Origin of the sequence: Burkholderia sp. Bp9031 (assembly GCF_003857965.1) — a bacterium.
GTDB classification, from domain to species: domain Bacteria; phylum Pseudomonadota; class Gammaproteobacteria; order Burkholderiales; family Burkholderiaceae; genus Burkholderia; species Burkholderia ambifaria_A.
This window is the reverse complement of record NZ_QTPW01000037.1, coordinates 1-25,295: the sequence shown is the minus strand read 5'-3', so window position 1 is coordinate 25,295 and position 25,295 is coordinate 1. Positions and strand designations below refer to the sequence as shown.

Sequence of the window (25,295 nt, the reverse complement as noted above, 5' to 3'; positions counted from 1 at the left end):
TTCACGAGAAAATCCGCATGATCACGCTTCGCCCGATGACCGAAGACGACTTCCCCCGCTTCTGGCCCACATACCACGCGATCGTCGCCGCGCAGGAGACCTATGCATTCGATCCGGCGCAGACGCGCGAAGCCGCTCGCGCGCTGTGGCTCGACGCGCCGCTGTGCACGTGGGTCGCCGAGGAGGACGGCGTGCTGCTCGGCTCGTACTACCTGAAGGCGAACGCGGCCGGGCCCGGCAATCACGTGTGCAACTGCGGCTACATGGTCGGCGAGGCCGCGCGCGGCAAGGGCGTCGCGCGCCTGATGTGCGAGCACTCGCAGCAGGTGGCGCGCGAACGCGGCTTCCTCGCGATGCAGTTCAACTCGGTGGTCGCGACGAACGAAGTGGCGGTCGCGTTGTGGCAGAAGCTCGGCTTCGAGATCGTCGGCCGGCTGCCGCGCGCATATCGTCACGCGCGGCTCGGCTTCGTCGACTGCTTCGTGATGTTCAAGTGGCTCGGCGACGCGGCGGCCGCCGAAGCCTGATTCTCGAGTCAGACGGCGAACGTGCCGTCGAACACGATCCGCTCGTCGAACGCGAGCGTGCCGCGCGCGAAGATCAGGTCGAGGTGGTGGCTGCCGTTCGCGCCGCCGCCAAGGCCGAGATGCAGGCCCGGATGGCGTTCCTCGAATCCGGCGTTGCGGCCGTACAGCCCGCGGATGCCCAGGTTCGTGCCGATGCCGAATTCCTCGATGCGCCGGTGATTGTCATGCCGGTCGAGATATGACGCGAAGTCGCGCCGGAAGCTCGCGTCGTCGCTGTCGAAATCGACGATCACGCTGTCTTCGACATGCAGCGTCGCGAGCCGCTCGACCACGCGGTACTTGATCGCGAACGGCACGGTGCCGAGAAACGTGCCGCTGAACACGATCGAGCCGTGCAGATCGGTGACGTGTGTCGCGATCTCGCCGGGCACGACGTCGAGATTGCCCATCCCGTCCACGCTCGTCCATTTCTGGTCCGGGGAAAGCGAGCCGGCCAGCGTGTTGCCGGCTTCGTCGATGAAGCGGATCTGCGACGCGCGCGCGGCCGCTTCGATCAGCCGGCCGTTGCGCGCGGCGATGTCGTCCAGCGATTCGGCGAACGCCTCGTCGAGATGCGGGCCGTAATCCTTGAACAGCACCGACTTGCTCCAGTGCCCGACGATCGCGGGACGGATCGCGGCCAGGAACGGCGGGCCGCTCGGCGACGGTGTCGGCAGGCACGACGAGTCGTACAGCAGCACGAACAGGTCGGCGTGCGCGAGCGCGGCGGTGAGGTCCGCGGGCGGGGTGCTTTCGAGGCAGAGGATCGTCGCATCGAGCGAGTCGGGCAGGGCGGAAAACGCGCGCAACGCGGTGTCGCGATTGCGGGTGTCGTAGCCGACCAGCAGTTTGCCCGTCTCGCCGCGTGCGAGCTTGTCGCGCAGCGCCGGATGACAACCCAGCGCGCGATGCAGGTTCAGCATGCGTGTCTCCGGAGGCGGCGGAAGGGCCGCGGCCCTTCCGCGGGAACGGGCTGGCCGCTCAGACCGGCCAGAGCGCGGTGCCGAACGGCACCACGGCATCCTCGACCATCATGTCGACGGCCTCGGGATGCGTGTCTTCCTGCATCCAGTCAAGCAATTCGATCTGCCGGGTTTCCTGCATGTCAATTCTCCTGTGGTGAACAGCGATTCAACATGAAAGCGCGGTAAAGGGATTACCGCCGCTCATCCGGCATTTTTTGAATACCGGACGAGTGGCGTCGATATTAGTATGACGATTTCGCGAATGCAATGCGTTGCAAGATTTTTAGCCGAAACGTGCTAAACAAGCGGGTTCGTTCGACGTCGTGCGATGAAGGCGAATAAATCGAATCTTATGAAGCGCATCGATTTTTTATCGAATATCGGGGCCGTGACCGATTAATCGATTCATATGGCTTTTTTAAACCCTGAATCCAATCGTATCGATCGTTTCGATTTCCACCATTCACGAACGCCGCGTGCGCGACGATCGTGCCCGCGAATCGGCGGCCGGCTGCGGGCGAGCCGGCTCCGGCGGCAGCGCCGATTTTCTGGCACCATCTGACGACTTCACGCGCGGGCTGCAACCACGCGCGCACCGCCGTCCCGGCGGCACGATTCGAACCACGATGGAGACACCGCGATGCGCGCAGCGCCGCAGCCCGAGCACGCCGGCCGAGCACGGCCGGATGCCGGCGCCACCGAACCCGACCGCATGGCCGCATGGCGGCTTGCGATCGGCCTGTCGCTCGGCAGCGCGATCGCGCTCGGTCTCGCGCGCTTCTCGTATGCGCTGCTGCTGCCGCCGATGAAGGCCGATCTCGGCTGGACCTTCGCGCAGGCCGGCGCGCTGAACACGGCCAACGCGGCCGGCTACCTGATCGGCGCGCTCACGTTCCCGTTCCTGTCGCGGCGCTGGCGCACCGGCACGCTGCTCGCGGCCGGCTGCGCGCTGACCGCGGTGCTGATGGCCGCATGCGGGCTCTCGTCGAGCATGCATGCGCTGCTCGTCGAGCGGCTCGCGACGGGCGTCGGCAGCGCGCTGATCTTCATCAGCGGCGGCGTGCTGGCCGCGCGGCTCGCGTCCGCGTCGCCGCGCGATGCGGGGCTGCTGCTCGGGCTCTATTACGGCGGCACGGGGTGGGGCATCGTCGCGTCGTCGCTGCTCGTGCCGGCGACGCTCGTGCCTGGCGCGCAGCACGCGCACGGCTGGCAGCCCGCGTGGTTCGCGCTCGCCGCCGCATGCGTGCTGTTCTCGATGCTGGCCGTGTCGGCCGCGCATCGCATCGAGCGCATGCATGCGGCACCGGCCGCGCCGCGCGACGGCGCCGCGCCGGCCGCGACCGCGAGCCCCGCGCGCTTCGCACTCGCGCTCGCGGGCTACGGCCTCTTCGGTGTCGGGTATATCGGCTACATGACGTTCATCGTCGCGCTGCTGCGCGGCGCGGGAATGAGCGGCACGATCGTATCCGCGTTCTACGTGGTGCTCGGCGTCGCGACCGTCGTGTCGGCACGGCTGTGGTCGGGGTTGCTCGACCGGATGCGCGGCGGCCAGGCGCTGGCCGTGCTCAACGCGCTGCTCGGCGTCGCGACGCTGATGCCGGCGCTGTTCGTGCATCCGGCGGCCGCGTTCGCGTCGGGCGTGCTGTTCGGCGCGACGTTCCTGTCGGCGGTCGCGGCGACCACCGCGTTCGTGCGCCACAACCTGCCGCCGCAAGGCTGGGCGAAAGGCATCAGCGCGTTCACGACGGTTTTCGCGTTCGGGCAGATCGCCGGGCCCGTCGCGATCGGCTGGGTGTCGGACAGCGCGGGGCTCGCGCGCGGGCTCGTGTATTCGGCGCTGACGCTGTTCGCGGGCGCGGCGCTCGCGGCCGGCCAGCGCGCGTTGCGGGCGGCGGCGTAGCCCTGCGTGAGCGCGCGTCCGGCGAGCGCGGCACCGTTTCGTTGCCCTGACCGTTACCGCACGCAGGCGGTGCGCGACACGCGATGGAACGCGCGGCTGAAGTAGATGAGGCTGTCGCCGTCGTTGCGCACGCGGATCGACGTCGCCTCGATGAACATCACCGAATGCGAGCCGACTTCCTTCATCTCGGCGATCGTGCCCTGCAGGCTCGCAAGCGCATCGCGCAGCACGGGCACGTCCTGCTCGCCGCGATCCCACACCGGCAGCTCGAAGCGGCGCTCCATCGGCAACTCGGTGAGCCCTGCGAAATGCCGCGCGAGCAGCTCGTGCTCGGCCGGCAGCACGTTGATGCACACGTGCCGATTGCGTTCGAAGATCGCGTGCATCGCGCTCGAACGGTTCAGGCACACGAGCAGCGTCGGCGGCGCGTCGGTGACGGAACAGACGGCGCTTGCGGTGATCCCGCAGCGGCCGTGCGGCCCCGCGCTCGTGATCACGTTGACGGCCGCACCGAGGTGGGCCATCGCTTGCCGGAAGGCCTTTTGCGCGTCGGTCGGTTCGGCGCGTGCCGGTTGCGGGGTATCGGTCGTTGCGGACATGGGCGCTCCTGGGTGAATGAGGGCGGCGATCGTGCCTGCCGTCGATGCGGCATCGGATCGTCGACGTTTGACTCAAGCGTACGTCGCGAAAATGCGGGCGAACATTCGCACGATTGATGCCGAAGCTGGCGTTCCCGCCAACGCGTCTAAAGGTTCTACCTAGATGCGCGGCACGGCGCGCGAAAAAATGTGCGATCGGGCGTTCGTGCGGGACGTAAAGGGGTATTCAGCGCATTTTCGGCTCGCTATGATGTGCCGCATACCCCCGACGAACGACGCTTGCATCACCTGCGGCGCGTGCGGCACCGATACCGATATCTTGCGAGACACCCCGATGACGTCACCCGCTCCGATCGTATACATCGTCGACGACGACAGCGGCATGCGGACGTCGCTCGCCTGGCTGCTCGAATCGGTCGGCATCGCATCCGAAGGCTTCGCGAACGCGGCCGATTTCCTCGCGCGCTTCGACGTGAACCTGCCCGCGTGCCTGGTGCTCGACGTGCGGATGCCGGAGAAAAGCGGGTTCGACGTGCAGGCGGAACTGAACGCGCGCGGCGCGACGCTGCCGGTGATCTTCGTCAGCGGTCACGGCGATATTCCGATGTCCGTGCGCGCACTGCAGAACGGCGCGATCGATTTCGTCGAGAAGCCGTACAACTCGCAGCAGATGCTCGAGCGCGTGCAACGCGCGCTGCGGCTCGCGCAGCAGCGGCACGCGGTCGGCCAGCGGCACCGCGTGCTGCGCCAGCGGCTCGACGCGTTGACCGCACGCGAGAAGGAGGTGCTGCGCGGCGTCGTCGACGGCAAGGGCAGCAAGCAGATCGCGTCGGACCTGTCGATCAGCGTGAAGACCGTCGACGTGCATCGCGCGAGCATCAAGGAGAAGCTCGGTGCGACGTCGATCGCCGCGCTGGTGCGCGACGTGATGGTCGTGTGGGGCGACGACGGCGACACGCCGCGCTAGACGGATTCGCACGCGTCGAAGCGCGCGTCGTGGTCGACAAGCACGACAAGCACGACAAGCACGACAAGCACGACAAGCACGACACGCGCGGCCACGCAACGCGCTCAACGCATGTACAACCCGCCGTTGATGTCCCAGCACGCGCCGTTCGCGAAATGCGCGTCGCCCGACGCGAGCAGCACCGCCGCATCCGCGACGAAACCGGCCGACCCGAGCTTGCCGCCCGGCAGGCTCGCGAGCACCTGCCGCAGCTTTTCCGGCGCGACGCTTTCATGGACGATCGGCAGATCGAGCGGGCCCGGCGAGATCGCGTTGACGGTCACGCCCTGCGCGGCGAGGTCGCGCGCGAACACCTTGGTCAGCGTCAGCGTGCCGCCTTTCGCGGCCGCATAGTGCGCGCCCGTCGCCGAGCCGCCGTTCTGCCCGGCGAGCGACGCGATGTTGACGATGCGGCCCGCGCCGCGCGTCGCGAAGTACTGGCCGAACACCTGGCAGCCGAACAGCACGCTGCGCAGGTTCACGTCGATCACCTGGTCGAACTGCTCGGCCGTGATCTCCATCGCGGGCACGACCTTCGATGCGCCGGCATTGTTCACGAGCACGTCGATCGCGCCCCAGCGCGCGACGAGCGCATCGCGCGCGGCTTCGAAATCGCGTTTCGACGTGACGTCGAGCGGCAGCGCGATCGCGCGTTCGCCGCTCGGGTCGAGTTCGCGTGCGTGCGCATGAATGGCGTCGGCGGCGATGTCGGCCAGCGCGACGCGATAGCCGGCCGCGTGGAAGCGTTCGGCGATGACGGCGCCGAGCCCGCGCGCGGCGCCGGTGACGAGGACGACTCGGTCTGACATGGTGCGTGATTCCCTGGTTCGCGGGCGCGTGGCCGAAGCGGCGCCCGCATCGTGGTTCATGCGGCAAGTGCCGCTTCGAAGTGTGCTGCAATCGCGCACACCAGTTCGTCCGCGCCCTTGCGTCCGACGATCTGCAACCCGGCCTTCAGCGGCGTTCCGGCGAGCGGCAGCGGCAGGCTGAGCGCCGGATGGCCGCTCAGGTTGAACGGCCGGATCAGCGACGACATCGCGATGACCGATACGCCGTCGCGTGCCTGCGCAAGCGTGATCGGCAGCGCGGGCAGCGTCGGCAGCACCAGCACGTCCGCGCGGTCGAGCGCGGCATCGACCTGCGCGGTGAAGCGCGCGCGTACGGCTTCGGCTTGCGCGAGTGCGGCCGGCGTCGTCTGTGCGGCCGTGCGCAGCCGCGCATCGAGATCCGCGCCGAGCTTGCCGGTTGCGACGAGGTGCCCGAATGCGCGCGACGTTTCCGCGTTGATGACGGCGAGCCCCGCCGTGAACGCGGCAGGCAGTTCGTCGAGCACGACATCGTGCGTGCGCAGGCCCGCTGCGCGTACCGCCGCGTCGAGCGCGGCGGCGATCGCCGGATCGGTATCGGCGAGCACGTGCGCGACCGTGCAGCCGGCAACGGGCGCTGCCGCACGCGCCGGATCGAAGTCCGGTGCGATGGCGGCCATCACGGCCGCGAGCGTGCGGACGTCGCGCGCGAACGGCCCGACGCAATCGAGCGTGGTGTCGGCAGGCGCGACGCCGCACCGCGATACGCGGCCGAACGTCGGCTTCAACCCGACCACGCCGCAGCAGGCGGCCGGCCCGCGAATCGAGCCGCCGGTGTCGGTGCCGAGCGCGGCGTCGACGACGCCGAGCCCGACGAGCGACGCCGACCCGCTCGACGAGCCGCCCGGAATGCGCGTCGGGTCCTGCGGATTGACCGGCGTACCGGTGGTGTCGTTGATGCCGGTCATGCCGAACGCGAGCTCGTGCATGTTCGCCTTGCCGGCGATCTGCCAGCCGGCGTCGAGCAGCAGGCGGACCACGTCCGCGTGCTGCGCGGCGGGCGGCGCGTCGGCGAGCGCGCGGCTGGCCGCGCGGGTCGGATGGCCGGCGATGTCGATCGTGTCCTTGATCGCGATCGTCGGGCCCGGGCCGCCCAGCGTGAAGGTATCGATGAAGCCTGTCATGGTGCGATGGCGTGCGAGCGGAGTGAAAGGGTTCAGGATTGCGGCGCGGCGGCGAGCGGCCACGGGCCGTCGAGCACGCGCTCGGTGCGGAAATGGCGGATCAGCCAGGTCGTGCCGTCGTCGGCTGGCGCGAAGTCGACGGTCAGCCGCGCGGCGATCAGCTCGGCCGCGCCGTCCGCGTAGCGCGATGCTTGCAGCATGATCCAGCGGCCGCATGCGCTCGCATGATCGGCGCCGACGTCGATCGACTCCGACGTCAGGAAATGCAGGTTCGCCGCGAAATGCGGATCGGGCGGCAGATAGCGGCGCAGCATCGCGACGATCGCCTCCGTGCCCTCGAGGCGGCCGAACTTGCGCGCGTACTGCGGGCCGATGCCTTCCCACACCGCGTCGGCCGTGAACAGCGCAGCGAGCGCCGGGCCGTCGCCGGCATCCTCGGGCACGTCGCACAGCGCCATGTAGCGCGTGATCGTCGCGCGTACCGCGCGTTCGGCGTCGAGCGTCGCCACGCGCCGCTCAAGCGCTTCGAGCGCCGTGATCAAGCGCGAAGAATCGGGGCCGGTCATCGCGCGCCTCACGCTGCGGGCTTCGCGGCCGGCGGCACGGTCAGCGCGCGGCCGACCCGTGCCTCGATCTTGCCGTAGCGCCACAGGTTGTATTCGCCGACGGGCGTCGTGCGGTACAGATTGCAGACCGCGACCGTCGTGTCGAAGTCGGCGACGTCGGCCATGATGTAGAACGTCCACGGCGCGCCGTCGGCCTGGCCGACGACGAGGCGGTCGTCATCCATCACGCCGAGCACGCGCACGCCGGGCATCGCCTCGACGGCGGCGAGCATCGCGCCGTACGCTTGCCACACTTCGCCGATCTTCTCGCGCGGCAGGTCGAAGAAGTTTTGCGACACGCCGCAGCAGAACAGCACGCGCAGCGGCAGCGGATTCGAATCGGACATGACAGGTTCTCCTGAAGAATGCGTTGAGCGGCGTCGAAGCGAATCGACGCGGATTACAGATAGCCGGGAAACGGCGTGACGCCGGTAAACACCGCGCCCGCGCCGTCGAAGTTGCCTTCACCGAGAAACGCGTGCTGCGTGACGACCATCGCGTCGCGCAAGAGGCGCTGCAGCGGATGCGTGCGATAGATCGCGGCCGTGCCGCCGAGGCGGTACGCGCGCTCGACGACGCTCGCGCCTTCGCGCGCGATATGCGTGGCGGCGAGCCTCAGCAGGCTGACCTGCTCGGGCGTCACGGGGTTCCCGGCGAGGATCGATTGCCAGACCGAGTCGGTCGCGTCGTAGAAGAACGCGCGCGCCGAGCGCAGCTGCGCCTCGGCCTTCGCGAGCTCGATGCGGAAATACGCGCGATCGGCGAGGCGCGGTGCGCCGGTAGTCGTCTGGCGGCCGCCCGACATCCGGTTCGCGACGTCGAGCGCCGCGCGGGCCAGCCCGAGGTTGACCACGGCGAGCACCTGCGCCGCATACGCGACGGTCGGATAGCGGTACAGCGGCTCGTCGACGGCCGCCTCGCCGCCGCGCACGAAGGTCCACGCCTCGGGCACGAAGCGGTCGTCGACGCGCAGGTCGTGGCTGCCCGTGCCCTGCATGCCGACCACGCTCCAGTTCTCGACGATCTCGACTTCAGCGGCACGGAACACGGCCGTGCGCGGCTTGTTCGGCGCGGCATCCTGCGCGCCGGGCACCGCGATGCCGACGCCGAGCCAGTCGGCGCCCTTGCAGCCGCTCGCGAACTTCCACGTGCCGGTCACGCGCCAGCCGCCGGGTGCCGCCTGCGCCGGCTGCACGGGGAACAGCCCGCCCGCGAACACCTGGTCGGGGCCGCTCGCGTACAGTTCGGCCTGCGTGGCGAGCGGCAGCGCGGCGAGATAGGCGTTGGCCGAGCCGAAGCTCGCGACCCACGCGGCCGACCCGTCGGCGGTCGCGATCCGCTCGATCATGTCGAGGAACGCGGTTGGCGCGAGCGCATCGCCGCCAAACCGGCGCGGCGTGCCCGCGCGATAGATGCCGGCTTCCTTGAACAGCGCGATCACGTCGCGCGGCACGTGCGACAGGCGGTCGAATTCGTCGCGGCGCGCGGCGACGGTCTCGATCACCGCGTCGAGGGGCGACACCCGCGCGGCCACGTCGCGGACCGCATGCGGCGAGGGGGGCGCGGCGTCGATGGCGAGGGCGGCGTTGGGCATGGCTGTCTCCTGGGGATGGGGTTCGATTGCGGGAGTGGACACTGCATGGACCTAGTCTAGAAACGCCGAAAACACGCAGCAATTGGTGCGTAGGGCCGTGCGACTGGTGACGTTCCGTGCCGGACTAAAGAAATCTTCAGATGCGGGCGGCGCGCGCCGGTGCTATGTTGGGTTTCCGGCCGCGCGATGCCGCGCGACCTTATCCGAAGACGATCATGAGTTTTCCCGACGAAGACGATTTCCACCGGCTGCTCGACGCGTTGACCACCTGCGTGCTGCTGCACGACGCGCATACCAAGGCGATCGTGTGGGCGAACCGCGCCGCGTGCATCGCGCTCGGCTTTTCCGTCGAGGAGCTGCTGCCGCTGAAGGCGCCGGACATGACGCGTCCCGAACCGAAATACCGCCGCGAAATCGCGGTGAGCGCGTGGGATCGCGCGCTCGTCGACGGGCCGCAGGTGTACGAGTGGTGCTACCGCTCGCGCACGGGCGTCGACATGCTGTCGGAGGCGACCGCCACCTATGTGCCGCTGCGCGGGCGCGACGTCGTGATGGTGCAGTTCCGCGACATCAGCGCGGAAGAGGCGGTGCGCCAGCAACTGCGCCGCTACGAGGCACGGCTGCGCGAGTTCATGCAGGATCTCGACGAAGGGATCGCGGTCGTGACGCCGCACGGCGGCGTGCAGTTCATCAGCGAGTCGGGCCGTCGCGTGCTCGGGCTCGCGCCGGACGAAGCGCTCGGCGAGGTGCTCGACTATTGCAGCGCGGCCGACCGCGACCGGCTCGTCGCGCAACTGCGCGATGCGCCGTCCGCGTGCCCGTCCGAGCCGCAGCGTTACCGGATCGTGCGGCGCGACGGTTCGACGTGCTGGCTGCGCATCCTGTGCCGGCAGGTCGAGATCGAAGGTGATCTCGACGGGCTGCTCGTGCAGTTTCGCGACGTGAGCGACGAAGTCGCGATCGAGGATGCGCGACAAGCGCAGGCGCGGATGCTCGAATACGCGGGCCGCTACAACGCGATGGGCGAGATGGCGAGCGTGATCGCGCACGAGTTGAGCCAGCCGCTCGCGGCCGTGCGCAACTTCATCGAGGGCGCGGTGCAGCGGCTGAATGGGCGCGGCGCCGTCGACGATGCGATCTGGGGGCTGCGCAGCGCGGACCGGCAGGCCGAGCATGCGGCGCTGATCATCAAGAGCGTGCGCGAGTTCATCGTGAAGCGCGAGCCGGTCGTCGCGCTCGCCGACCTGCGCGAGATCCTCGCCGACGTCGCATATTTCATCGAGCTGCGCGCGAAGGAGGCGGGCGTGACGGTCGCGATCGTGCAGGCCGATGCGCCGCTGCCGATCCGCTGCGAGCGCGTGCTGATCGGGCAGGTGATGCTCAACCTCGCCTTCAACGCGATCGAGGCATTCGCCGGCTGCGAGCGCGCGCCATGCACGCTGACGCTCGGCACCGCGAATGTCGACGGGCACGCGGAACTGCGCGCGATCGACAACGGCCCCGGTATCGCTGAAGGTGCGCATGACCGGCTGTTCGACGGCTTCTCGTCGTCGAAGGCGGGCGGCAACGGGATCGGGCTGTCGCTGTGCAAGAGCATCGTCACGCGCCACGGCGGCCGTATCCGCGCGAGCCCGGCCGAAGGCGGCGGGCTCGACTGCCGCGTGACGCTGCCGCTCGCCGGCGCAGCGCACACATAGCCGCTGCGTTGCGTCGCGGCCGCCAGGGGCATCACTGACATCACGGCAGGGCGGCGGCGCACGATGGAGCGACGCCCGGCCCATGATCAGCGCCCCAGCGCCCGCGCGGTCTGGCCGCCGATCCCGAAATCGGTGTTCGGGATGTCCTTGATGATCACGCGCGTCGCCTGCAACGGCGCATCGAGCACGGTCGCGGCGGCGTCGGAAAGTGCCGCGATCAACGCGCGCTTCTGCTCGTCGGTGCGGCCGGCGATCAGGATCGCGACGATCACCGGCAGCGACGGCGGCGCACCATCGGCCGCCGTGCGGCCGCCGAGACCGATATGCGTCGCCGGCAATTCGGTGAGCAGCACGCGCACCGATTCGATCGGCGCGCCGATCGCGTCGACGGTCGCGTGGCTGAGCCGTGCGATCAGTTCGGCCTTGCGTGCGTCGTCATGGCCGGCCGGCAGGAAAACTTCGAGTGTGGGCATGGTCGTCGGGAAAGGTGAAGGTGACCGGCTCACCGTTGCGCTGGCGACGGTGAACCGGTGACTGCTTACAGGTGAAGGTGACCGGCTCACCGTTGCGCCGGCGACGGCGAACCGGTGGCCGCTTACAGGTGAAGGTGACTGGTTCACCGTTACGCTGGCGGCGGCGAACCGGCGATCGCTTACAGCAGGAAGCCGATCGCGCTGAGCGCTTCGGTCGAGTCGATCAGGCGCACGACCTTCTCGGCGATCCGCATCTCGCCTTCGGCATCGACGTGCAGCTTGTGCGTGACGTCGGCCGCGAACAGCGTCGCGACGCCGCGTTTGTATGCGACGACGACCTGCGCGGATTTCAGCTCGACGGTGCCGGCACTGCCGCTTTCCAGCGTGAAGCGCGACACGGTGCGCACCGTGCGCGCCGCGTCGGTCGCCGACGCCGAGTAGCCGGACACCATCCGCTGCACGCGCTTCTCGCGCATGTCCCGATCGTCGAACACGTAGTTCAGCGTCGCGGCGAAATCGGTCGCATCGGGATCGATCGGCACCACGTAGTGACCGGCCGGTTCCCACAGGTCGAGCCACCCGCGATAGTCGCGGCGGTCGAGCATCTCGGCTTCGCGCCACACGAATTCGACCGCGCGGGCGAAGGTCTGCTCGGAAAAAAGGGCGTTGCGGTCGTCCATCACTGTTGCTCCATCATTTTTCGCCATTGCTGGTAGGCCTCGCGCATGCCCGTCTCGTCGGTCGCATGCGCGGTCTTTTCGCCGTTCGCGGCGGTCGTCTCGCGGTTCAGCCCGCGATTCACGAGGATCGGCACGTCGGGGCCCGCATGCGCGCCGCGCTGCACGCGCTCCCATGCTTCCGCGTCGTCGGGGCTGCCGAAGCCGAACGGGCCCTGGAAGTGCTCGTGGATGCGCAGCCGCTCGCGATTCGCTTCGTCCGGGCCGCCGTCCATCGCGAGCGCGACGTGGCGAATCTCGGTTTCGTTCGCGGAGATCGGCCGCAGCACGCGGAAGAACGCCATCGACAGCGCGAGGTTCGGGAACAGGTTCAGGTTGAAGCCGACACCCATCAGCGAGCGCACGATGCGGCGCACTTCTTCCGGCGTGTGGCGCTCGGCGAGTTTCGCCGCGAGCGGCGCGAAGCGCTCGGGCAGCGGCGCGCCGTCGTCTTCATCGAGATCGATCAGTTCGGGCATCAGCACCGCGAGGCTGTGGCCGTTGCCGAGCCCGCGGCAGAACGCGTCCTCGCTCGTCATGAAGCTCGTGATCGCGGCGGCCGTCTCGTCGTCGATCGACTTCATCCACGACTTGTGCACGACCGGGAAGTGATAGAGGTCGGTCGTGTTCTCGAGCTGGATCTTCCAGTTGCCCTTGAACTTGAACTTGTGCTCGCCGTTCGCCTTGATCGGGTAGCCGGCGCCCTGTTTCATGAACAGGTCGATCCACGGCTTCGCGCCGCCGAGGAAATCCTCGAGCGGTTCGATGGCGTCGTTGAAGCTTGCGAAGATCAGCCCCTGGTACACGCCGACGCGCAGCTTCACGAGCGGCAGGTCGCCTTTCTCGCACACGCCTTCGTAGCCGTCGCCGTACGGCAGCGCGCGCAGCGTGCCGTCGAGCGCGTACGACCAGCTGTGATACGGGCACGTGAAGCCCTTCGCGTTGCCCTTGTGCGATTCGCACACGGTCGCGCCACGATGGCGGCAGCGGTTCTGCAGCACGTTGATCTCGCCGGTCTTGTCGCGCACGACGATCACCGGCTGGCGGCCGATCGTCGTCGTGATGAAGTCGCCCGGGTTCGGCAGCTCGCTTTCGTGCGCGACCCAGATCCAGGTGCGGTAGAAGATGCGGTCGAGCTCGGTCTCGAACAGCGCGGGGTCGTGATACATCGCGGGCGCGATGCGGTCGGGCTGCGCGAAGCCGTGCAGCGCGCGGGTGTCGATCGTCTGGTAGGGAATGTCGCTCATCGTCGTCGTGGGGAAAGAGTCGCGAAATCGGGCCGCGCCGTGCGCAGCGTCGGAAGACCAGTCTCGTCTTTCGCTACATATCCGTCAAATTGATCTAAAATTGATGGTCAAATAAATATGGCAAATGATGGAGGTCACGATGACATCGGTCGATCATCTCGATCTGAACCTGTTGCGCGTATTCCAGGCGATCGTCGAGGAACGCAGCCTGACGAAGGCCGGCGAGCGGCTCGCGCTGTCGCAGCCGGCCGTCAGCTATTCGCTCGGGCGGCTGCGCACGCTGTTCGACGATCCGCTGTTCGTGCGCACGCGCGCGGGCATGCAGCCGACGCCGGTCGCGCTCGAACTCGCGAGCATCGTCGGCAAGGCGCTCGACATGGTGCGCGTGGCGCTGCGTTACGCGGAGCGCTTCGATCCGGCCACCAGCACGCGCACGTTCCGGTTGTCGCTGTCGGATGCGGGCGAGATGGCGTACTTGCCGGCGATCTGCCAGGCGCTGCGCGAGCGTGCACCGCGCGTGACGCTGAGCGTGCAGCCGCTGCCGGTGGAGGAGATCGAGGAAGCGTTGCGCGCGAGCCGGCTGGATTTCGCGATCGGCAACCTGCCCGAGCTGATGCCGCGCACGCGCCACCAGGTGCTGTTCGAGGAAACCTACGTGTGCATGACGGGCCGCCGGCGCGGGCTGCCGAGCGGCGCCGCGCTGAGCCTCGACCAGTTCGTGCGCGCCGCGCACGTCAACGTGAAATCGGTCGAGCACAGTCACCACGCGCTCGACGATGCGTTGCGCGCGCAGGGCGTTGGCCGCAACATCGCGCTCGAAGTGCCGCACTTCGTCGCGCTGCCGAGCGTGCTGTCGGTCACCGATCTCTATGCGACGCTGCCGAAGCGGCTCGCGCAGATTCTGAACCGCGATAACGGGTTCCGGCTTTACGACCTGCCCGTCACGCTGCCGCCCGCGCCGGTGACGATGCACTGGCACGAGCATTTCCACGAAGACGAGGGCAACGCGTGGATGCGCGCGCTGCTCGCCGAGATCGTCGAGCGGTTCGACGCGTGACGGCTGCGCGGTGCGCGGCGCGTGGCGGGCGGCGGGCGCGTGGCGGGCGCGCGTGCCGGAATGTCAGTACATCGATGCATCCGGCGTATCGACGCATCGGCGTATCGACACATCGACACATCGACACATCGACACATCGACACATCGACACATCGACACATTGACACATCCGACACATCCGACACATCCGACACATCCGACACATCAAAGATCGAGGACGAGCACCGCCGAGCGCGCACGCGACACGCAGCAGCAGATCACCGTGTTGCTCGCACGCTCGGCTTTGCTGAGGCAGTGATCGCGATGATCGGGCTCGCCGTCGAGCACCGGCACCATGCAGGTGCCGCACACGCCTTCGCCGCATGACGTATCGACCTCGATGCCGATTTGCGCGAGCGCATCGACGATCGACGTGTCGGGCGCGACGCGCACCGATTGGCCGCTGCGCTGCAGGCGCACTTCGAAGCCTTCCGCCGGGGCGGCATCCGCGGCGGCGTCGGCCGCGGCCGGTTCCGCCGCGAAGCGTTCGAGATGAATCGCGTCCTCGGGAATCCGAGTTGCCGCCGCGGCGACGACGGCATCCATGAAAGGACCGGGGCCGCACGTATAGACGTGCGCTTTCGAGTCGATCGCCTCGACGCAGCGGCCGAGTTCGGCCGCAAGCGCATCGGGGTCGATCCCGTAATGAAACGTCACGTGCGACGCGAACGGTTCTGCAGACAGCTCGTCGACGAAGGCCGCATGTTCACGGCTGCGCGCGAAGTAGTGCAACCGATAGCGCGCGCCGCGCTGCTCGAGCGCATACGCCATCGACAGCAGCGGCGTGATGCCGATCCCGGCTGCGACCAGCACATGCTCGCTCGCCTCATCCGTCAGACGAAACAGGTTGCGCGGCGCGCCGATCGACAGCTCGGCGCCGACGCGCACGTCGTCGTGCAGCGAGCGCGAGCCGCCGCGCGACTGCGCTTCCTTCTTCACCGCGAACAGATAGCTGCCGCGCTCGTCGGGGCGGCCGCACAGCGAGTATTGCCGCGTGACGCCGGATGGCGCGGTGACGTCGATATGGGCGCCCGGTTCGTACGCATCGAACGGCTGGCCGTCGACGCGCGAGACCCGGAAACAGCGGATGTCCTGCGCCGCGTCGATCAGCGCGTCGATCCGGACCTGGTGGCGGTTCGCTTGCATGGGGTGTTCCGTGGGGTAGGGAGAAAACCGGCGCGGCTGATGCCGCGCCGTCATGCAACCGAGAATAGGGATGGGCATCGCATAAATCAAATCGATTAAAAAGCGATGCTTGAATCAGTGGGATGGATGATGGTCGAGCGACCGATTACGCTCGATGTTCAGCGGACGGCGATCGCGTTGCCTGCCTCTGCCGCCTGCGGCGCGGCTACCGACGCATGGCCACGTTCGCGATCGAGGCTGTAGCGATAGTGCCGGCATCCGACCGCCAGCAGCAGCGCGGCGAGCGTGGCTGCCGCGACGTTGACGATCGACATCGAATGACCGACCGCCGCCGGCACGCCGAACACGCGATCGGTAAACAGCGCGACGACGGTCGTGCCGATGCCGAGCGCGATCAGGTTCGACACGAGCAGGAACAGCGCGGAGATCTGCGCGCGCATCTGGTTCGGCGCGAGCGTCTGCATCGCGGCGGTCGACGTCGGCATCGGGAACGACGCGAAGAACATCGCGACGACGAGCATCGCGAGCGACGCCGGCAGGCTGTCGAGCTGCGTGAACAGCGTCGCGGGAATCACCATGCACGCGGCGCCGATCGCGCCGGCACGCATCGGCGCATCGGTGCGGCCGCGGCGCAGCAGCCAGTCGTTGAGCCAGCCGCCGCAGAACACGCCGGCCGTATTCGCGACGAGCAGCACGATGCCAAGCGTGTAGCCGGCTTCGACGGCGGTCATCCCGAAGCGGCGGATATAGAACGCGGGCGTCCAGCTCAGCAGGCAGTACAGCGTCATCGCATAGAACGAGAAGCCGAGGTAGTGGCACGCGAAGGTCGCGCGATGCGTGCCGACGAAGCGCAACGAGTCGCGCATCGACACGCGCCGCACGGTGCCCGAGCGATCCTGCGCGAGCCCCTTGCGCTGCGGGTCGCGCACGGTCGCCGCGAACAGCAGCGCGACGAGAATCCCCGGCAGCCCGACGATCAGGAACGTGACCTGCCAGGCGTGCACCTGCCCGACGACCGGCAGCGTGAATGCGCTCGCATGCTTGAGCAGCGCGATCACGTAGCCGCCGATCAGGAACGCGACACCGCCGCCGATGAACGAGCCGAGCGAATACACGGCAATCGCGCGGCCGAGCTTCTCCTTCGGGAAGTAGTCGGCGAGCATCGAATACGCGCCGGGCGACAGCGCGGCCTCGCCGACGCCGACGCCCATCCGCGCGATGAACATCTGCACGAACTGCTGGCTGAGCCCGCACGCGGCGGTCGCGACGCTCCACAGCGCGATGCCGAGCGAGATGATGTGCGGGCGCGCGTAGCGGTCGGCGAGATACGCGACGGGCAGCCCCATCACCGCGTAGAACAGCGAGAACGCGAAGCCGTTGAGCAGGCTGAACTGCGTGTCGGTGAGATGCAGGTCGCGCTTGATCGGTTCGATCATCAGGACGAGCACCTGGCGATCGACGAACGAAAAGACATACGCGAGCATGCAGATGACGACGACATACCATTCGTACGTATAGCGCTTGCCGTCGGCAGCGCGGGCCGTGGGTGCGGACATGCGGATTCTCCAGGAGCGGGCGGTGAAAAAGCGCGGCGTGGGCCTCGCGGGCCGGGCGCCGTCGCGGCGCGAAAGCGTGCGGGTGACACGATCGGAGATGCAGCGTAGTCGGCCAAATTCGGCCGCCATAGCCGGAGTGACAGCCGCGCCACACGGACATTTACCGACCCGGATAAAGAAAACACCGAGGCCGTGCGCACGGGCCGCCGCGCAACGTGCGTGCGGCGGGGCGCGCGCGCATCATGCGGCACATCTATAAGCGTTATAGAGCGGATTGCGTCGACGTCCGAAATTGTCGTTCCTAGACTCGGCCCGTTTTTGATCGGCAGCGTTCGCACGGGATGGCGAACGCGCTTCACATCAAGCGGCGCGATGCCGACAGGCGCCGCAATCTCTACGGGACGACCAAGATGAACCATCCGAACGGGCGGGCCGACCGGCTTGCCGCACCGCTTGCCACGCTGGCTGCCGCGGTTCTTGCGTGCGCATCGCTGCCGGCTGCCGCGCAATCGAGCGTGACGCTCTACGGCCGCGTCGATACCGCGATCGAGTACGTGAACGCCGGGCCGAACCATGTAACGCGCATGGGCAGCGGCAACCTGTGGGCATCGCAGTGGGGGTTGAAGGGCGTCGAGGATCTCGGCGGCGGCTACGCGGCGATCTTCAAGCTCGAGGACGGCTTCAACGCGGCGAGCGGCGCGCTGTCGAACAGCAGCGCGCTGTTCGGCCGCGAGGCGTGGGTCGGCATCACCGGGCCGTTCGGCGGCGTGCAGTTCGGCGAGCTCTACACGATCGTGCACACCACGCTCGTCACGTACAGCCTGCCGGGCCTCGGCGCGGGCCTCGCATGGGGCAACGCGACGAATAACTTCGTCGGGCCCGCGTTCCTGCGCGTGCGCAACTCGATGCGCTACACGTCGCCGCGTTATGCGGGCTTCATGCTGCGTGCGATGGCCGCGCGCGGCACCAACGGCGCGGCCGGCCAGCCGGCGACGCTCGGCGACACGTATGGCGCGGGGCTCAACTATGTACGCGGCGGGTTGTCGGTCGACGTCGACTACATGCAGCAGAAGTTCAGCCCGGTCGCCGCGTCCGCGCTCGGCGACACGAGCCCGGCCGCGAACGGCAACTACACGGTCGGCGCGATCTCGTACGACTTCAACGTCGTGAAGGTCGCCGCGCTGTACATGCGGCATCGCGGCGGCCCGGACGTCGCGGCGGCGATCGACAGCCAGAGCGCGTATCCGCACAGCGACACGATGGAACTCAGCGCGACGGTGCCGATCGGACGCGCATCGCTGCTGCTGAGCATCGGCCATTACCGGAAGGTCGCCGACAGCGACGGCAACGCCGATTCGTACGGCATCCGCTTCGACTATCCGCTGTCGAAACGCACGGTGCTGTACACGGGCGCCGCGATGGTGCGCAACGGCGCGCATGCGCGCTTCGTCGTCAACGGCGCGGCGGGCGGCGGCGTCGCGGTCGCCAAACCCGGCGCGACCGCCAGCTCGATCGTCGCGGGCATCCTCACGTCGTTCTGATCGCCGACGGTTGCCCCTGTCCGCCCGCGCCGCTACGCGCAGGCGGGCGGTTGTGGCGCGAGCCATGCGTCGAACGGCGCCTGCCGGCCGATATCGAACAACTCCAGCAGCAGCGCACGCAGCCACCGGTGGCCCGGGTCCGCATCGAAGCGCCGGTGCCAGTATGCATTGACCGCCCATTCGCCGGCACCGGCGATCTCGTACAGTGCACACGGTTGCCGCGCGGCGAACGTGATCGCGATCGTTTCCGGCAGGATCAGCGCGTAATCGCCTTGTTCGAGCAAGGCCGGCACCACCATGAAGTCGGGCAGCGCCGCACGCACGCGCGGCATCAGCCCGTGCCGCGCCAGCAATTGCATCGACTGCGGATGCGCGGTCACCGCAACGAAGCGCAACGTGTCCGGCGTGTCGCCGTCCAGCACGAAATCGTCGGGCAGCGCGACGCGCTGCGCGGTGCGGCGCGGCATCAGCAGCACGCAGCGCTCGTGCAGCAGCGCGGTGCGCTGGAAATGGCTCGACGCGTCCGCGAAATGCCCGAGCGCGAAATCGATGCGACCCGATTCGAGCGCGACGTTGAGCTGGCATTCGTCGACGTGCAGCGTCTCGATCACCGCGCCCGGTGCGCGCCGGTCGAATGCCGCGAGCAACGTCGGCAGGAATGCGCTCGCCGCGAAGTCGCTCATGTGCAGCCGGAACACGCGCTGCGTGCTGTCCGGCGCGAACCGCGAGCCTTCGTCGAGCACGTCCTGCAGGATCGCGAGGGCCTTGTCGACCGACACGGCGAGCCGCTGCGCGCGCGGCGTCGGCTCGACGCCGGTGCCGGTGCGCACGAACAGCGCGTCGCGGAACATCAGCCGCAATCGGCCGAGCGCGTAGCTGACCGACGGCTGCGTGACACCGAGCCGCAACGCCGCTCGGCCGACATGCCGTTCCGTATAGACCGCGCGAAACGTCTTCAACAGGTTCAGGTCGAGGTCCTGCACGCGCAGGCCGTCGGGTGCGTCCGCGTCGTGCGGCGCGGCTTCGTTGCGGGCCGGCGGCCGGCCGGTGGCGGAGTGCGTCATCGTGCTTGCCTCGCGGTGACGGAAGGCGCGTGGCCGTAACGCCGCGCGTAGGCCTTCGCGAAATGGCCGAAGCCGTGAATGCCGTGCGCGATCAGCACGTCGGTCACGCTGCGTGCGTCGCCGCGTTGCAGCGCGGCGTGCACCGCGGCCAGCCGGCGCTCGCGCACGTAGGCGGCCGGCGTGGTGTTCAGGAACGCGCGAAACGCGTGCTGCAGCGTGCGCGGCGCGACGCCCGCGACGGCCGCCAGCGCAGTGAGCGCGAGCGGGTCGCCCAAATGCGCGTCGACGTGGTCGCATGCACGGCGCACGTGCGCCGGCAGCGGTGGCGTGCCGCGCGCGAGCGCATCGCTGTACGAATGCCGCAGGTGCGTGAGCAGCAGCGACATCAGCCATGCCGTGAGATCGGCGCCGAACGTCGTCGCCGACGCGCCGATGTGCGGCTGCGCGCCGAGCCGGCACAGGTATTCGAAGGTCGGCAGCACGAGCGCGGTGCCCGCGCCGTTGCCGCCGGCGGCGAGATCGAAGTGCAGCGGCCGCGTGAGCGTCGCGTGCAGCATGTCCTGCAGCTTGCGTTCGAGTGCGCCGCGTTCGAGCCGCAGCACCAGGTTGCGGCAATCGGGACTCGTGCTCAGGCGGCTCGCGCGCGCCGGCGACGATACGGTCAGTTCCCCGGGGCCCGCACGCGCGACCCCATGGCCGGCCCGCAGCTCGCACGCACCCGACAGCGTCAGCCGGAACAGGAAATGATCGGCATCGTCGCCGAAATCGATGCGCGTTTCGCGGCCGTAGCAGAGCTCGAGCAGCGCGCCGCGATGCAGCGGCACCTCGTACAGCTCCGCGTGAAACGGATCGCGGCCGCGCGCGGCCATCCGGTGCGGCCCGAGCCGGTGCGCGACCGCGCGTTCGACTTCGTCGGGCGCATGCAGCGTGCCGAGCCGGTTCGGCGCATGTCGGGAGAGCGCGATATCCATGGGGTGGCCTCGTGTCGGATGCGTGGGCGCGGCGCGATGCGTGTCGCCGCGATTGCGTTGCGCGAACGGGCGTGCCGTTGCGCGTTTCGAAGCGACGCGATGCGCGCCGCCCCGTAATCTCGGAACCACTCACTCACCAGGAGACAACGATGAAGGTATGTGTACTGGGCGGCGGCCACGGCTGCCATGCGGCCGCGATCGACCTGTTCGAGAAGGGCCACGACGTGACGTGGTGGCGGCGCGACCGCGAACCGCATGCGCGGCTGCGCGAGCTCGGCGCGTTGGACGTGACCGACTATCGCGGCAAGCGCACGGTGCCGCTCGGCGACGCGCCCGGCGCGGTCCGCCTGACCGACGATCTCGCGGCCGCGCTGCGCGGCGCGCGGCTCGTCGTGGTGCCGCTGCCGGCCGTTTCGCACGACGCGCTCGCCGCGCAGGTCGCGCCGCTGCTCGAGGACGGCCAGGTCGTGTTCCTGCCGCCCGGCACGTTCGGCAGCTTCGTGTTCGCGCGCGCGGCGGCCGACGCCGGCAACCGTGCGCGCGTCGCGTACGCCGAGACGGGCACGCTGCCGTACCTGGTGCGCAAGCATGGCGAGAACGCGGTCGTGATCAGCGCGTATGCGACGCGCCTGCCGACCGGTGTGTTTCCCGCGAACGCTGCCGGCTGGGCGTTCGACGTGCTGCGCGCGGGCTATCCGTCGGTCGAGCCAGTCGAGGACGCACTGTCCGGCGCGCTGATGAATGCGGGCCCGGTGATCCACCCGCCGCTGATCCTGATGAACGCCGGGCCGCTCGAACACTTCGACGCGTGGGACATCCACAACGAGGGCACGCAACCGTCGATCCGCCGCGTGACGAACGCGCTCGACGCCGAACGCATCGCCGTGCGCGAAGCGCTCGGCTACCGCGCGCCGCATTTTCCGCTCGCGGACCACTACGCGACCGACGGCGACGAATGGATGTACGGGCGCGGCGCACACGGCAAGCTGACCGACAGCGGCGACTGGCGCGAGAAGATCGATTTGAGCACGCATCGCTACATGCTCGAGGACACCCGGCTCGGGCTGTCGTTCATCGTGTCGTGCGGACGTTGGGCGAACGTGCCGACGCCCGTTGCGCAGGGGCTGCTGAGCGTTGCGTCGGCGGTGACCGGCCGTGATCTGTATGCGCAAGGGCGCACGCTGGACGGGCTCGGCCTTGCCGCCTTGTCGCGCGAGGCGATGCGCACGCTGCTCGATGCGGGGTACGCCGCATGACGTCCGCCATCGACGTGACGCGCGTGCACGTGCTCGGCGCAGGACGCATGGGGCAGGGGATCGCGCTCGTCTTTGCATTCGCGGGCCTCGACGTGACGCTGATCGACTTCAAGCCGCGCGACGCACAAGGATGGCGTGCGTTCGAGGATCGCACGCGCGGAGAGATCCTGCGGCCGCTGCATGCGCAGGTCGCGCTCAGGCGTATCGACGGCGCGCAGGCCGACGCCGTCGTCGCGCGTATCGCGCTGGTCGCGCGCGACGGTGCGGCGGACGCCGTGCGCGACGCCGGCATCGTGTTCGAAGCGCTGCCCGAAGTGCTCGATGCGAAGGCCGACGCGTTGCGCTGGCTGGGCGCGCATGTCGATGCGCGCGCAACGATCGCGTCGACGACATCGACGTTTGTCATTACCGAGCTGCAGCGCCACGTCGCGCATCCTGAACGGATGCTGAACGCGCACTGGCTGAACCCGGCGCTGCTGATGCCGCTCGTCGAGATCAGCCGCAGCGATGCGACCGATCAGCGGGTCGTCGATGCACTGGCCGCGCTGCTCGAACGCGTCGGCAAGAAGCCGGTGATCTGCGGGCCCGCGCCCGGCTACATCGTGCCGCGCATCCAGGCGCTCGCGATGAACGAGGCCGCGCGCATGGTGGAAGAGGGCGTTGCGAGCGCCGAGGATATCGACACCGCGATCCGCACCGGCTTTGGCCCGCGCTTCGCAGTGCTCGGGCTGCTCGAGTTCATCGACTGGGGCGGTTGCGACATCCTGTACTACGCGTCGACGTATCTCGCCGGCGAGATCGGCCCGCGCTTTGCGCCCGCCGACAGCGTCGTGCGCAACATGGAGGCCGGGCGCGACGGCGTGCGCACGGGGGCCGGCTTCCACGACTATGCGGATGTCGACGTCGCCGCGTACATGCGGCAGCGGCTCGGCGAGTTCGGGCGCCTGCTCGATCATCTGGGGCTGGCGCCGGTATTCGACGGCGCGCGGGAGCGGGCATCGGGTATGTAGCCGTCGCGGCAGGGCCGCGTGGGCGCCGGCCGGTGCGGGCAGGGTGGGGGTGCCCGCGCCGCACGGCGCGCTGCTGCATCGGCCACAGCAGGCGGGCGGACGTGGCCCGACCTGCGTGCGGGCGCGCCGCACGCTCACGCCCCGTCGCCGTGCGAATCGCCAGCCCGCACGATGCGCGTTTCGCGCATCGCGCATAGCGTCGCGACCGTCACGAGGCCGAGCGCAACGAGGAACAGCGACACCGGCCACGACGCGTTGCAGTGCGCGAGCAGCGCGGTCGCGATCAGCGGCGACATCCCGCCCGCGAAGATCGACGCGACTTCATGACCGAGCGCGACGCCCGAATAGCGCACCTCGGTGCTGAACAGCTCGCCGACCAGCGCGGGCAGCGTGCCGATCATCGCGCCGTGGCTCACCGCGGTGCCGACCGTCAGCGCGAGCCACACGAGCGGCGTCGCGCGCGTGTCGAGCAGCCAGAAGAACGGGAATGCACACGCGACGAGGCTCAGCGCGCCGATCAGGTACACGGGCTTGCGGCCGATCCGGTCGGACAGCCGGCCCCACGCGAGCATCGCACCCATTTCGACGATCATCGCGATCATCACGCCGGTCAGCATCACGCCGTTCGGGATGCCGACGTATTTGCCGTAGACGAGCGAGAACGCGAGGAAGATGTAGGCGCCGCCGTTTTCGGCGACGCGCAGCCCCATCGCGAGCAGGATCTCTTTCGGATGGCGGCGGATGCATTCGACGATCGGCAGATGCGTATGCGCACCGCGCTTGCCGGCCTGCTCGAAGTCGCGGCTTTCCGGCAGATGGCGACGGATATAGATGCCGATCGCGAAGATGAGGATGCTCGCGAGGAACGGCAGCCGCCAGCCCCAGGTGCGGAACGCGTCGTCCGGCAGCGCCTGCGCGGCGAGAAACGCGGCCGACGACAGCACGAAGCCGCCGCCCACACCAAGCTGGCTCCACGCCGCGTAGTAGCCGCGCTGCTCCGGCGGCGCGTTCTCGCTGATCATCAGCACGCCGCCGCCCCATTCGCCCCCGGACGCGATGCCCTGCAGCAGCCGCAGCACGACGAGCGCCGCCGGTGCCCACAGGCCGACCTGCGCGTAGGTCGGCAGCAGGCCGATCGCGAACGTCGACGCACCCATGATCAGCAGTGTCCACACGAGCGACGCCTTGCGCCCGTAGCGGTCGCCGACATGGCCGAACACGATCCCGCCGAGCGGCCGCGCGACGAAGCCGAGTGCGAACGCCGCGAACGCGGCGAGACTGCCCGCGAGCGGCGATGCGCCGGGCGGGAAGAACACGTGGCCGAACACGAGCGCGGCGGCCGTGCCGTACACGAAGAAGTCGTACCACTCCATCGCGTTGCCGGCGACGGAGGCGATGACGATCCGGCGAAGCTGCCGGTCGGCGAGCGGCCGGGCGGCGCTCGGGGATTGCACGGTGTCGGTCGGGTACATGGCGGACTCTGAAGGGGGGCGGGCGCGTGCCGTCTTCGTCGCTACGCATGCGGCACTGCGGGCTAGTGTTGTCGGTGCAGCCGGCCCCGGTCAAATCCGCAGAAAAAGGGGAGTGTCATCACTCCCGTTGATGATGGGTGCGTACCCGCCTCACGATCAAGATCGGAAAAATCGTATTCATCCCATAGGCGACGCTGCATTTCCGCGTTATCAATCTCGTTCCACGTGAGATGCGAGATCACTGATGAAGAATGGACAAGGCCATGAAATGGTCCGCCTGGGGGACCAAACCGACCACGACGGCGAAGTCATCGAATGCGCGAACGACCTGAAACATCTTGGAATCGGCGTGGCGCTGGACGGCCATGGCGTTCGTTATCCGAAATGTGGTGGCGTCTTTCCGCTGCTGGCAAGCGGTCCAAGCACGCACCATGGCCGCCTGGTCGGATATCGCGGCGACAAAACCGGCTGCGGTGCAATCGTCATTGGCCAGCGAACGGCAGGGGCAGAGTAAATGGAGATTTTTACTCAGGCCCGAACGCTGTCCATCTCCGGCGCGGCGTTACCCACCTACGGCATGGATGCGCTGTCGGTCTTTGTTCCAGTTCGGTTGCAAGGCATCGAAACCATTGGCCGTCTCGATGCATGCCGTTATCTCGTCACGTTGCGAGCCGACGACGCCTATGCGGTCTCCCCCAGTCGCACGGCCGATCTCGATCTAGACAAATTGGTCGGCACGGAAGTCACCGTGTCGATCCAGCTCGAAGGCAAAGGGCGGTTCATTTCGGGGCTGGCCGGCGCCGCCGGACTTGGCAACATCGGCGC

The 25,295-nt window shown here is 68.7% G+C and carries 25 protein-coding genes and 1 pseudogene; 10 read left to right on the top strand and 16 right to left on the bottom strand.

The annotated features are described in order from the left end of the window. Nucleotides 1-17 precede the first annotated feature (17 nt). Complete coding sequence (locus DIE15_RS31890) at nt 18-527, top strand: GNAT family N-acetyltransferase (protein WP_057925853.1); 510 nt, start codon at nt 18-20, stop codon at nt 525-527. Nucleotides 528-535: 8 nt separating this feature from the next. On the opposite strand, the gene DIE15_RS31885 is transcribed toward DIE15_RS31890, so the two are convergent. After that, the gene (locus DIE15_RS31885) at nt 536-1,489 is read right to left on the bottom strand and encodes a leucyl aminopeptidase (protein WP_124835325.1); all 954 of its coding nucleotides are present in this window, start codon (nt 1,487-1,489) and stop codon (nt 536-538) included. A gap of 58 nt (nt 1,490-1,547) precedes the next feature. Continuing rightward, on the bottom strand, nt 1,548-1,670 hold the full coding sequence (locus tag DIE15_RS37870) for a hypothetical protein (protein WP_006752127.1): 123 nt from the start codon (nt 1,668-1,670) through the stop codon (nt 1,548-1,550). Nucleotides 1,671-2,171: 501 nt separating this feature from the next. Between DIE15_RS37870 and DIE15_RS31880 the strand changes: the two genes are divergently transcribed. Beyond that, nucleotides 2,172-3,431 (top strand): YbfB/YjiJ family MFS transporter, encoded by a 1,260-nt coding sequence (locus DIE15_RS31880; protein WP_124835323.1) that lies wholly within the window; start codon nt 2,172-2,174, stop codon nt 3,429-3,431. A 53-nt stretch (nt 3,432-3,484) separates the two neighbouring features. Here the strand turns inward: DIE15_RS31880 and hpaC are convergent, their stop codons facing one another. Beyond that, entirely contained in the window at nt 3,485-4,030 is a 546-nt protein-coding gene (gene hpaC / locus DIE15_RS31875) for a 4-hydroxyphenylacetate 3-monooxygenase, reductase component (protein ID WP_057925850.1), read from the bottom strand. A 334-nt stretch (nt 4,031-4,364) separates the two neighbouring features. Here hpaC and DIE15_RS31870 point away from each other — a divergent pair, with 334 nt between their 5' ends. Then, nucleotides 4,365-4,997, top strand: coding sequence for a response regulator transcription factor (locus DIE15_RS31870; protein WP_057925849.1), 633 nt, complete (start codon nt 4,365-4,367; stop codon nt 4,995-4,997). A gap of 104 nt (nt 4,998-5,101) precedes the next feature. On the opposite strand, the gene DIE15_RS31865 is transcribed toward DIE15_RS31870, so the two are convergent. Genes DIE15_RS31865 through DIE15_RS31845 form a run of 5 tightly spaced genes read right to left on the bottom strand, consistent with a single transcriptional unit; the run spans nt 5,102 to nt 9,225 of the window. Further along, nucleotides 5,102-5,845, bottom strand: coding sequence for an SDR family NAD(P)-dependent oxidoreductase (locus tag DIE15_RS31865; protein WP_124835321.1), 744 nt, complete (start codon nt 5,843-5,845; stop codon nt 5,102-5,104). Between the two features lie 56 nt (nt 5,846-5,901). Next, nucleotides 5,902-7,026 (bottom strand): amidase, encoded by a 1,125-nt coding sequence (locus DIE15_RS31860; protein ID WP_124835319.1) that lies wholly within the window; start codon nt 7,024-7,026, stop codon nt 5,902-5,904. Between the two features lie 32 nt (nt 7,027-7,058). Then, on the bottom strand, nt 7,059-7,592 hold the full coding sequence (locus DIE15_RS31855) for a nuclear transport factor 2 family protein (protein ID WP_057925846.1): 534 nt from the start codon (nt 7,590-7,592) through the stop codon (nt 7,059-7,061). Between the two features lie 8 nt (nt 7,593-7,600). After that, nucleotides 7,601-7,978: a hypothetical protein gene (locus DIE15_RS31850; RefSeq protein ID WP_011356094.1), complete on the bottom strand. Its 378-nt coding sequence runs from the start codon at nt 7,976-7,978 to the stop codon at nt 7,601-7,603. A 53-nt stretch (nt 7,979-8,031) separates the two neighbouring features. Then, the gene (locus DIE15_RS31845; RefSeq protein ID WP_124835317.1) at nt 8,032-9,225 is read right to left on the bottom strand and encodes an acyl-CoA dehydrogenase family protein; all 1,194 of its coding nucleotides are present in this window, start codon (nt 9,223-9,225) and stop codon (nt 8,032-8,034) included. A gap of 140 nt (nt 9,226-9,365) precedes the next feature. On the opposite strand from DIE15_RS31845, the gene DIE15_RS31840 reads away from it, so the two are divergent. Next, on the top strand, nt 9,366-10,922 hold the full coding sequence (locus tag DIE15_RS31840; protein WP_124835315.1) for a sensor histidine kinase: 1,557 nt from the start codon (nt 9,366-9,368) through the stop codon (nt 10,920-10,922). 86 nt (nt 10,923-11,008) lie between these two features. Here the strand turns inward: DIE15_RS31840 and DIE15_RS31835 are convergent, their stop codons facing one another. From DIE15_RS31835 to DIE15_RS31825, 3 genes are all read right to left on the bottom strand, one after another. Continuing rightward, nucleotides 11,009-11,395: a 2-hydroxymuconate tautomerase family protein gene (locus tag DIE15_RS31835; RefSeq protein WP_124835314.1), complete on the bottom strand. Its 387-nt coding sequence runs from the start codon at nt 11,393-11,395 to the stop codon at nt 11,009-11,011. 179 nt (nt 11,396-11,574) lie between these two features. Next, on the bottom strand, nt 11,575-12,078 hold the full coding sequence (locus DIE15_RS31830) for an aromatic-ring-hydroxylating dioxygenase subunit beta (protein ID WP_124835312.1): 504 nt from the start codon (nt 12,076-12,078) through the stop codon (nt 11,575-11,577). After that, nucleotides 12,075-13,358, bottom strand: a complete 1,284-nt coding sequence (locus DIE15_RS31825; protein WP_124835310.1) for a Rieske 2Fe-2S domain-containing protein — start codon at nt 13,356-13,358, stop codon at nt 12,075-12,077. Before DIE15_RS31825 ends, DIE15_RS31830 begins: the two co-directional genes overlap by 4 nt. Nucleotides 13,359-13,497: 139 nt before the next feature. Between DIE15_RS31825 and DIE15_RS31820 the strand changes: the two genes are divergently transcribed. Then, nucleotides 13,498-14,415 carry a LysR family transcriptional regulator gene (locus tag DIE15_RS31820; protein ID WP_124835308.1) on the top strand — a complete coding sequence of 306 codons (918 nt, stop codon included), beginning with the start codon at nt 13,498-13,500 and terminating at the stop codon, nt 14,413-14,415. 204 nt (nt 14,416-14,619) lie between these two features. Here DIE15_RS31820 and DIE15_RS31810 read toward each other — a convergent pair whose 3' ends face one another. Both DIE15_RS31810 and DIE15_RS31805 read right to left on the bottom strand, forming a co-directional pair. Next, nucleotides 14,620-15,600, bottom strand: coding sequence for a PDR/VanB family oxidoreductase (locus tag DIE15_RS31810; protein ID WP_124835306.1), 981 nt, complete (start codon nt 15,598-15,600; stop codon nt 14,620-14,622). Between the two features lie 158 nt (nt 15,601-15,758). Continuing rightward, nucleotides 15,759-17,156: an MFS transporter gene (locus tag DIE15_RS31805; RefSeq protein ID WP_124835305.1), complete on the bottom strand. Its 1,398-nt coding sequence runs from the start codon at nt 17,154-17,156 to the stop codon at nt 15,759-15,761. Between the two features lie 410 nt (nt 17,157-17,566). Here DIE15_RS31805 and DIE15_RS31800 point away from each other — a divergent pair, with 410 nt between their 5' ends. Continuing rightward, entirely contained in the window at nt 17,567-18,697 is a 1,131-nt protein-coding gene (locus DIE15_RS31800) for a porin (RefSeq protein WP_124835303.1), read from the top strand. A 32-nt stretch (nt 18,698-18,729) separates the two neighbouring features. Here DIE15_RS31800 and DIE15_RS31795 read toward each other — a convergent pair whose 3' ends face one another. Next, on the bottom strand, nt 18,730-19,761 hold the full coding sequence (locus DIE15_RS31795) for a LysR family transcriptional regulator (protein WP_124835301.1): 1,032 nt from the start codon (nt 19,759-19,761) through the stop codon (nt 18,730-18,732). Next, the gene (locus DIE15_RS31790; RefSeq protein ID WP_124835299.1) at nt 19,758-20,732 is read right to left on the bottom strand and encodes an AraC family transcriptional regulator; all 975 of its coding nucleotides are present in this window, start codon (nt 20,730-20,732) and stop codon (nt 19,758-19,760) included. The genes DIE15_RS31795 and DIE15_RS31790 overlap by 4 nt, the downstream gene beginning before the upstream one ends. Nucleotides 20,733-20,881: 149 nt before the next feature. On the opposite strand from DIE15_RS31790, the gene DIE15_RS31785 reads away from it, so the two are divergent. Together DIE15_RS31785 and DIE15_RS31780 are read left to right on the top strand one after the other, a co-directional pair. Continuing rightward, nucleotides 20,882-21,988, top strand: a complete 1,107-nt coding sequence (locus DIE15_RS31785; RefSeq protein ID WP_124835298.1) for an NAD/NADP-dependent octopine/nopaline dehydrogenase family protein — start codon at nt 20,882-20,884, stop codon at nt 21,986-21,988. Then, nucleotides 21,985-22,998: a 3-hydroxybutyryl-CoA dehydrogenase gene (locus DIE15_RS31780; RefSeq protein WP_124835296.1), complete on the top strand. Its 1,014-nt coding sequence runs from the start codon at nt 21,985-21,987 to the stop codon at nt 22,996-22,998. Before DIE15_RS31785 ends, DIE15_RS31780 begins: the two co-directional genes overlap by 4 nt. Before the next feature lie 134 nt (nt 22,999-23,132). On the opposite strand, the gene DIE15_RS31775 is transcribed toward DIE15_RS31780, so the two are convergent. Then, nucleotides 23,133-24,470: an MFS transporter gene (locus DIE15_RS31775; protein ID WP_124835294.1), complete on the bottom strand. Its 1,338-nt coding sequence runs from the start codon at nt 24,468-24,470 to the stop codon at nt 23,133-23,135. A 244-nt stretch (nt 24,471-24,714) separates the two neighbouring features. Between DIE15_RS31775 and DIE15_RS31770 the strand changes: the two genes are divergently transcribed. After that, nucleotides 24,715-24,984, top strand: a complete 270-nt coding sequence (locus DIE15_RS31770; protein ID WP_124835292.1) for a PAAR domain-containing protein — start codon at nt 24,715-24,717, stop codon at nt 24,982-24,984. Next, a pseudogene (locus DIE15_RS31765) lies at nt 24,985-25,295 on the top strand (phage late control D family protein); the annotation flags it as partial.

What these genes read in the sequence shown, in the direction of transcription:
- DIE15_RS31785 (WP_124835298.1), top strand. Translation starts at nt 20,882, where the DNA reads ATGAAGGTATGTGTACTGGGCGGCGGCCACGGCTGCCATGCGGCCGCG.
- DIE15_RS31865 (WP_124835321.1), bottom strand. Translation starts at nt 5,845, where the DNA reads ATGTCAGACCGAGTCGTCCTCGTCACCGGCGCCGCGCGCGGGCTCGGC.
- DIE15_RS31810 (WP_124835306.1), bottom strand. Translation starts at nt 15,600, where the DNA reads ATGCAAGCGAACCGCCACCAGGTCCGGATCGACGCGCTGATCGACGCG.
- hpaC (WP_057925850.1), bottom strand. Translation starts at nt 4,030, where the DNA reads ATGTCCGCAACGACCGATACCCCGCAACCGGCACGCGCCGAACCGACC.
- DIE15_RS31825 (WP_124835310.1), bottom strand. Translation starts at nt 13,358, where the DNA reads ATGAGCGACATTCCCTACCAGACGATCGACACCCGCGCGCTGCACGGC.
- DIE15_RS31880 (WP_124835323.1), top strand. Translation starts at nt 2,172, where the DNA reads ATGCGCGCAGCGCCGCAGCCCGAGCACGCCGGCCGAGCACGGCCGGAT.
- DIE15_RS31860 (WP_124835319.1), bottom strand. Translation starts at nt 7,026, where the DNA reads ATGACAGGCTTCATCGATACCTTCACGCTGGGCGGCCCGGGCCCGACG.
- DIE15_RS31820 (WP_124835308.1), top strand. Translation starts at nt 13,498, where the DNA reads ATGACATCGGTCGATCATCTCGATCTGAACCTGTTGCGCGTATTCCAG.
- DIE15_RS31790 (WP_124835299.1), bottom strand. Translation starts at nt 20,732, where the DNA reads ATGGATATCGCGCTCTCCCGACATGCGCCGAACCGGCTCGGCACGCTG.
- DIE15_RS31800 (WP_124835303.1), top strand. Translation starts at nt 17,567, where the DNA reads ATGAACCATCCGAACGGGCGGGCCGACCGGCTTGCCGCACCGCTTGCC.
- DIE15_RS31795 (WP_124835301.1), bottom strand. Translation starts at nt 19,761, where the DNA reads ATGACGCACTCCGCCACCGGCCGGCCGCCGGCCCGCAACGAAGCCGCG.
- DIE15_RS31835 (WP_124835314.1), bottom strand. Translation starts at nt 11,395, where the DNA reads ATGCCCACACTCGAAGTTTTCCTGCCGGCCGGCCATGACGACGCACGC.
- DIE15_RS31770 (WP_124835292.1), top strand. Translation starts at nt 24,715, where the DNA reads ATGAAGAATGGACAAGGCCATGAAATGGTCCGCCTGGGGGACCAAACC.
- DIE15_RS37870 (WP_006752127.1), bottom strand. Translation starts at nt 1,670, where the DNA reads ATGCAGGAAACCCGGCAGATCGAATTGCTTGACTGGATGCAGGAAGAC.
- DIE15_RS31775 (WP_124835294.1), bottom strand. Translation starts at nt 24,470, where the DNA reads ATGTACCCGACCGACACCGTGCAATCCCCGAGCGCCGCCCGGCCGCTC.
- DIE15_RS31885 (WP_124835325.1), bottom strand. Translation starts at nt 1,489, where the DNA reads ATGCTGAACCTGCATCGCGCGCTGGGTTGTCATCCGGCGCTGCGCGAC.
- DIE15_RS31780 (WP_124835296.1), top strand. Translation starts at nt 21,985, where the DNA reads ATGACGTCCGCCATCGACGTGACGCGCGTGCACGTGCTCGGCGCAGGA.
- DIE15_RS31845 (WP_124835317.1), bottom strand. Translation starts at nt 9,225, where the DNA reads ATGCCCAACGCCGCCCTCGCCATCGACGCCGCGCCCCCCTCGCCGCAT.
- DIE15_RS31855 (WP_057925846.1), bottom strand. Translation starts at nt 7,592, where the DNA reads ATGACCGGCCCCGATTCTTCGCGCTTGATCACGGCGCTCGAAGCGCTT.
- DIE15_RS31850 (WP_011356094.1), bottom strand. Translation starts at nt 7,978, where the DNA reads ATGTCCGATTCGAATCCGCTGCCGCTGCGCGTGCTGTTCTGCTGCGGC.
- DIE15_RS31870 (WP_057925849.1), top strand. Translation starts at nt 4,365, where the DNA reads ATGACGTCACCCGCTCCGATCGTATACATCGTCGACGACGACAGCGGC.
- DIE15_RS31805 (WP_124835305.1), bottom strand. Translation starts at nt 17,156, where the DNA reads ATGTCCGCACCCACGGCCCGCGCTGCCGACGGCAAGCGCTATACGTAC.
- DIE15_RS31840 (WP_124835315.1), top strand. Translation starts at nt 9,366, where the DNA reads ATGCGGGCGGCGCGCGCCGGTGCTATGTTGGGTTTCCGGCCGCGCGAT.
- DIE15_RS31890 (WP_057925853.1), top strand. Translation starts at nt 18, where the DNA reads ATGATCACGCTTCGCCCGATGACCGAAGACGACTTCCCCCGCTTCTGG.